The organism is Hydrocoleum sp. CS-953 (genome assembly GCF_002260545.1).
In the GTDB taxonomy this organism is placed as follows: Bacteria; Cyanobacteriota; Cyanobacteriia; order Cyanobacteriales; family Microcoleaceae; genus Trichodesmium.
In genome coordinates this window covers 1-6,412 of record NZ_LGSU01001060.1, presented here as the reverse complement: position 1 = coordinate 6,412, position 6,412 = coordinate 1, and the positions used below count along the sequence as shown (strand labels likewise).

4 protein-coding genes and 2 pseudogenes are annotated in these 6,412 nt (G+C 34.7%); 4 read left to right on the top strand and 2 right to left on the bottom strand.

Features of this window, described 5'->3' with window-relative positions; translation table 11 throughout:
* Positions 1-77: 77 nt before the first annotated feature.
* Together phnF and tnpA are read right to left on the bottom strand one after the other, a co-directional pair.
* Positions 78-806, bottom strand: a complete 729-nt coding sequence (gene phnF, locus AFK68_RS15690) for a phosphonate metabolism transcriptional regulator PhnF (RefSeq protein ID WP_094673601.1) — start codon at positions 804-806, stop codon at positions 78-80.
* A 366-nt stretch (positions 807-1,172) separates the two neighbouring features.
* Positions 1,173-1,583 (bottom strand): IS200/IS605 family transposase, encoded by a 411-nt coding sequence (gene tnpA / locus AFK68_RS15685; RefSeq protein WP_094673600.1) that lies wholly within the window; start codon positions 1,581-1,583, stop codon positions 1,173-1,175.
* A 13-nt stretch (positions 1,584-1,596) separates the two neighbouring features.
* Between tnpA and AFK68_RS41850 the strand changes: the two are divergent.
* From AFK68_RS41850 to AFK68_RS15665, 4 genes and pseudogenes are all read left to right on the top strand, one after another.
* Positions 1,597-1,795: pseudogene (locus tag AFK68_RS41850) on the top strand (helix-turn-helix domain-containing protein); the annotation flags it as partial.
* 1 nt (position 1,796) lies between these two features.
* Positions 1,797-2,897 (top strand): annotated as a pseudogene (locus AFK68_RS15680) (RNA-guided endonuclease InsQ/TnpB family protein); the annotation flags it as partial.
* 746 nt (positions 2,898-3,643) lie between these two features.
* On the top strand, positions 3,644-4,636 hold the full coding sequence (locus tag AFK68_RS15670; RefSeq protein WP_094673597.1) for an L-histidine N(alpha)-methyltransferase: 993 nt from the start codon (positions 3,644-3,646) through the stop codon (positions 4,634-4,636).
* Positions 4,637-5,354: 718 nt separating this feature from the next.
* Entirely contained in the window at positions 5,355-6,146 is a 792-nt protein-coding gene (locus tag AFK68_RS15665; RefSeq protein WP_094673596.1) for a hypothetical protein, read from the top strand.
* The last annotated feature ends 266 nt before the right edge of the window (positions 6,147-6,412 follow it).

Here is a 6,412-nt window from a genome sequence, read left to right as displayed (position 1 = left end):
ATAATAAAATCACTAACTAAATATATCTGTTTTCATTTTATTTTTTTTGTAATCTAAGTTATTTCCCAACAACTCTATTAATTTTCAAATACTAATTCCATCCTGTCGCCTCTAAATCTTGTCATCCCATATTCAATAATCTTGCCATCCCCATCTACATTTATCGACTCCGCTAATAAAATAGGGTGATTAAGAGGAACTTCCAAAACAGAAGCATCTTTATGTTCAACTATACGAGCATAAACATGAGTTCTATGACGAATATGGTCGCAATTATATAGCTCCCTTAACAATTGAGAAATTGAACCTTTCTGTTGCAAAAATTGGATTCCTTCCTCCTCTATTATTTCTGGAAAACGATCTAAAGGAAAATAACTACTACAAATGCTAAGGGGTTGCTCATCTGCAAAAGCTAAACGTTCAATTAAAGCTACAGCAGCACCTACTTCTATTTCTAGTTTTTGGGCAATAGTAACATTAGCAGATATTTCAACTACTTGTAGCAATTGAAAATTAGGTTTTTGGCCTTGAGCAATGAGAGTTTTATTGTAGCGTACCCGTTTACCAATAACATATTGAATAGGTTTACCCACAACAAAAGTTCCACGACCTTGATCTACTCTCAGCAACCCTTCACTTTTCAAAATAGCGATCGCCCGGCGCAAAGTATGACGGTTAACATCAAAATATTCGCTGAGTTGAGCTTCAGTCGGTAACTTGTCTCCTAGTTGATAAACTCCTTGCTGAATATTTTGGCGTAACTCTTCAACAATTTGAGTATAAATTGGTAAGTCTTCACGGTACATGACGTCTTAAATTTATATATTTTAATTTGGGGTTGCATAATCATTATATAAATTATAAATATTCACCCTTGATGCTAATTGTTTCCTAGGCATTTTATTACAACCTATTTCTACTCCCTAAATTTCAAACATTATATCGGCACTAAATTTTCTATGGCTTTGTTGCATGAACTGGCGATAAAACTCCATTCCGCTTTGGTATGCAGATGAAAAGGGATAGGGAAAATATCCCTAAGTATTCATTAGATTTCTCTGACTAAATTACAACCTGGATTAATTTCCAAAATGATAAACCCAACTTGATTCGGCAAGGGGTCTCCCGTTATAATCTCCGATTTAACGGGAGGGGAATTGCCGACAGCGAGGTTATGTAGGTGTCGATTGATGTTCAACATATTGCTTTAATTGCTCAATAGTTACACCTCCGCAGCTAGCAACAAAATAAGAACCAGTCCACAATACAGGTTTCCGGTAAAACCTAGCTAAGTAATCAGCAAAGTCTCTCCGGATTAATCTACTCGAAACAGTCTTGAGATTGGCTATAAATTTGCTCAGTTGAACTTTTGGGTTAAATGTGATTAACAAATGTACATGGTCAACTTCACCATTAAACTCTACTAACTCACATTCCCACTTTTGGCAGGTTTCATCAAATATTTTATGTAACTGCGGGAGTATTTCAGAGGTAATTACCTTTTTTCGGTACTTGGTGACAAATACTATATGAACAGTAAGAGAATAAACAGACCTAAAACCTTTGTTATAGTTGCTTGACATAACATAGCAGTAAATGTACAATCAAAATATGATAATTACTTATTGCTATAAAATCAAGCCCACTTCTGAACAGTCAGTCAAAATTGATTATTGGCTAGAGTTGCTCAGGAGGCATTGGAATTACGCTAATGGTCAAAGACTAGACTGGTTAAATAGAACCAGGTGTCAATTAGACCGATGCTCAATAGTGTCATGTCCTATCGGCGAGATTCNCGCTAATGGTCAAAGACTAGACTGGTTAAATAGAACCAGGTGTCAATTAGACCGATGCTCAATAGTGTCATGTCCTATCGGCGAGATTCCTAGCAAGCCTGATTATTATTTTCAACAATCAGCACTTAAACAAACAAAAATTCTCTTTCCAGAATACAAAGAGATATATTCGGAAGTTCAACAAATTAACTTACAAAGACTTGATAAAGCTTGGAAACGTTGGTTAGTTCCAGATCAAACAGGCAAGAGATTTGGTAGACCAAGATTTAAGAAGTCTGGCAAATTAAGGTCATTAAGTTTTAGTAGGGTGAATCATCCTAAAGCTGCAATTAAGTTTGATGGGAAGCAAATTAGTATTAGCAGATTTGGTACTATTCCAGTTATAGTTCATCGACCAATTCCAGATGGATTTGTTATTAAGACTGCAACTATAACTAAAAAAGCTGATGGTTATTATGTAAGTTTCAGCTTAGAAGACAAGTCAATTCCTAGTCTAATTCCTACAGATAATATCAAAACTGCTGTAGGTATTGATGTAGGATTAAAAGAGTTTTTAACTACTAATACTGGAGAAACTGTTCCTGTTCCAAATTTTTATAGAAAAGCACAATCGAATTTAGCCAGAAAGCAAGGTCAAGCAGATAGAAAAGAAATTGGTTCTAATAACTGGAAAAAGGCTCAAAATAGAATAGCTAAATTGCATCAACATATTGCTAGGCAAAGAGAAGATTTTCATTATAAAACTTCTCATAAATTAGTTAAAGAATATGATTTAATTGCTGTTGAAGACCTCAATATAAAAGGTTTAGCTAAAAATAGTAAACTATCAAAATCAATCTATGATGTAGCCTGGGGTGCTTTTATTGAAAAGTTGAATGCAGTGGCGGTCAAACGCGGTGTTCATGTAGTCAAAGTCACTCCTCACAATACATCACAAAATTGTTCAAATTGTGGTCATAAAGTACCTAAAACTTTGTCAGTTAGAACTCACTCTTGTCCTAAATGTGGAATAGTTTTAGATAGAGATGAGAATGCAGCAAAGAACATATTAAATAAAGCATTAAGCGAGGTGGGTATCATCTGGCCTGCTTGTGGAGGCTTNATAGAGATGAGAATGCAGCAAAGAACATATTAAATAAAGCATTAAGCGAGGTGGGTATCATCTGGCCTGCTTGTGGAGGCTTAGACGTTGGTCAGCCTGAGAAGCAAGAAACTTTTGAAACTTGGGTTCAATTATCTCTGTTTTAGAAGCTCCCGTTATAATCTTTGATTTAACGGGAGAGACTTCACATACTAAAGTTAGTGGTAATCCTGAAAATAAATGTTAACACCCTTCATAAAAAGTTGCTTGACTTTATCGTTATTTAACTTATGTTGTTTCTAGTTTTCCATTTTTTTAATCCTCTAAACTTTAACTTTTTAGTATAAGTGATACTTTTGCCTGGTAAAATGTGCTTACTTTTCTTTTCGGCATAGTTTTTCCTTTCACTTCTCTACCAGAAGAACAGGGAGAAGTTTCAGAACAAGAAACTATGCTAGATGGAAAAAATCTAGGTATTGCGGTTGATNATTATATACTAATACTCGCAAAAATTAGTATTATAGCTTTAAGCATTTCTGTTACGGAATGCTGCGGAAATAGCTTTTTTTTTGTGAATAACACATTTGCTACAGATAGCTAAAATTAGCTACTTTGAACCATACCTTAAAATAGGACTTATAGCAGTCGCCACTACTGGCGCGGGCATTCTCGCTCTTCTCAAACATAGTCACAGCAGGAATGTAGGGGCGAATGGCCATTCGCCCCTACAATTAGCCTATTCCAAATCAAATTATCTAGAATTATTATGTCGGCAAAATTTGAACAAGTATTTGTGCATCCTAGTCAATTTCCTGACCAAGTTTATCAAGATTATTTAGTCAGTTTTTCTGGGAAGCAAATTAATCATAAATTTCATTATGATAGTGTCAAGCAAAGTCAAAAATGGTTAAAAATTCACCAAGAATATTCTCCTTCTCGAAACGATCGAGATGCTATTAATACCTATGAAAAATGTTTCCAAAAAACAGCCGAAACCTTAGATAAATTTTCTAGTATACAGTTAATTGGATTAGGTTCTGGAGGTGGAACTAAAGACAGTTTGTTATTGTCGTACTTATCTAATCAACGGCGAGAGTTAATTTATTATCCTCTAGATGTTAGTTTATCTCTGGCAATAATTTCGGCTCAAAAAGCTAGGAGTTCTTTAACTGAATTATCTGTACAACCAATTGTTTGTGATTTACTCCATGCTGATGATTTAATGTTTCAGATTCAGAAAAGGGATGAGCAAGAAAGAAGAATTATTACGTTTTTTGGTATGATTCCTAATTTTTATCCCCAGCAAATTTTCCCAACTTTAAATAATTTTTTGAATGAGGGAGATTTATTACTATTAAGTGCAAATTTAGCACCTGGTTCTGATTATGTTCAAGGTATTGAAAAAATTCTGCCACAATATGATAATGAATTAACTAAAGATTGGCTGATTACTGTATTGGAAGATGTGGGAGTTAATCACGAAAATGGGAATATCCAGTTTGGGATTAAAGATGATGAGGAAAATCCTAATTTGAAAAGAGTTAATGCTGATTTTGAATTGAATAATGATGTGAGTTTTAAATTGGATGACGAATTGATAGAGTGGAAAAGTGGGGATAAAATTGGCTTGTTTTTCTCCTACCGTTATACCACTACAAAACTGCAAGAAATCCTCAGTAGTTATGGGATAAATATATTGAATTATTCGGAGTCTGCTAATCAGGAAGAAGGAGTTTATCTTTGTCAAAAAGGTAAGTAATATCAAATTAGCATTCGTGTAATTAGATGGTTAATCTAGGAGTCAGGAGAAAAGAGAATTCAGGTAGATTTCCTCTTTATTAAATATGAAATTTTGCTTATACCGAATTACACCAGTTTTCATTTGGGTAAACCACAGGACGTTCCATGGAACGTCCCTACAAAGTTCTGGTTGTGACGATATGGTTCATCAATCTGAAAAGCGCTGTAAGCGGATTTGATATAATTTACAGCAATCCTATTTTATTTGTGTATAAAAATCTTACTGCTTTTAGGGAATAGGAAACAGGGAACGGACAGGAATTTCACTTTTTTTATCTACTTTTTGATTACCCGCAACCTANTGGAACATCCCTACATGGTTTTGATTGTCAAGTGAGGTCATTTATTTGAAAAGCACTGTCAAACGTTTTATCATAACCAATTTGAAAAAAGAATGTTACAAATAATAAGTGCAATAAAAATATTTTGTAGGAAATGTCCCTTTGATAGAAAAGAGAATTTACAACCTGAAAACTGGTATTAAATTTATTCCCATACGACTCCTGAATTCTGGATTCTGAATTCTAAGAAGTACCCTAGCTATTTTTAGCAAACATTTATAAAATTGGTATAATGTTTGAAAATTCTGTTATTTATCTCTCTTTTGCACGACAGAGAATGCACAGAACTAAAAATTTGGCCAATACTAATTTATGATTGAATAAGGAAGAAAATTGATGTCTATTGCATTAATAAACGATATTAAATATCCAATTACTCAACTGAACTCAGAGCGGATACAAAAATTACGGGATGATGCTCGTAGCTCCCTTGCCCATACTGGAGTATTTATTCTTCCTAATTTTCTGACTCCGACAGCAACCCAAAGCATAGTATCAGAAGCGAACAAACTTCTACCACAAGCGCATCACATGGAGAGTGTATCAAGTGTATATACTAGCTATCAGAGTAAAGATCAATCTTCTCTATCCGATACTCTACAAATGTTAATGAGAACATCCCTTCATGCGATTGCTTACGATCAATTTCTCGAATCTTCTTTCCTCAAAGAGCTTTATGAGTGGGAACAGCTAATGAATTTTATAGCGATAATTTTAGGGAAAGATCAAATATACCGCTACAAAGATGAGTTGGGAGCGCTGAATTTGTCAATTATGTATCCAGGAGATGAACTAGCATGGCATTTTGATGAGGTTGATTTTGCTGTCAGTATTTCTCTTCAGTCCTCTGAAAGTGGAGGGGAGTTTGAATGTGCCCCTCTTATTCGTTCGGGTGATGGAGAAGAGTATAACTCGATCGCCGATATCCTTCTAGATAAGAGCGAGCAGGTTACTACTGTCCCTATGATTTCTGGAACATTAATGTTATTCGAGGGACGAAGTTCACTCCATCGGGTGACACGAGTTACTGGTTCTACACCTAGAATTGTAGCATTATTGGGATATGATACTAAACCAAATACTGTTACATCAAAACAACTAAGGATGGCAAGATACGGACGTTCTTAATTTAACTCATCTTCCTATGTAAGTTTTTTCGGCCANCATCGGGTGACACGAGTTACTGGTTCTACACCTAGAATTGTAGCATTATTGGGATATGATACTAAACCAAATACTGTTACATCAAAACAACTAAGGATGGCAAGATACGGACGTTCTTAATTTAACTCATCTTCCTATGTAAGTTTTTTATTATTATTAGTATAAAAATCGTAAGTAAGCCCATAATCTTCTACCGGGTATACCCAAACTTTCTGAAAATTACTTTCTAC

Coding starts and splice junctions, on each gene's coding strand:
- phnF (WP_094673601.1), bottom strand. CDS start 806: ATGTACCGTGAAGACTTACCAATTTATACTCAAATTGTTGAAGAGTTA.
- tnpA (WP_094673600.1), bottom strand. CDS start 1,583: ATGTCAAGCAACTATAACAAAGGTTTTAGGTCTGTTTATTCTCTTACT.
- AFK68_RS15670 (WP_094673597.1), top strand. CDS start 3,644: ATGTCGGCAAAATTTGAACAAGTATTTGTGCATCCTAGTCAATTTCCT.
- AFK68_RS15665 (WP_094673596.1), top strand. CDS start 5,355: ATGTCTATTGCATTAATAAACGATATTAAATATCCAATTACTCAACTG.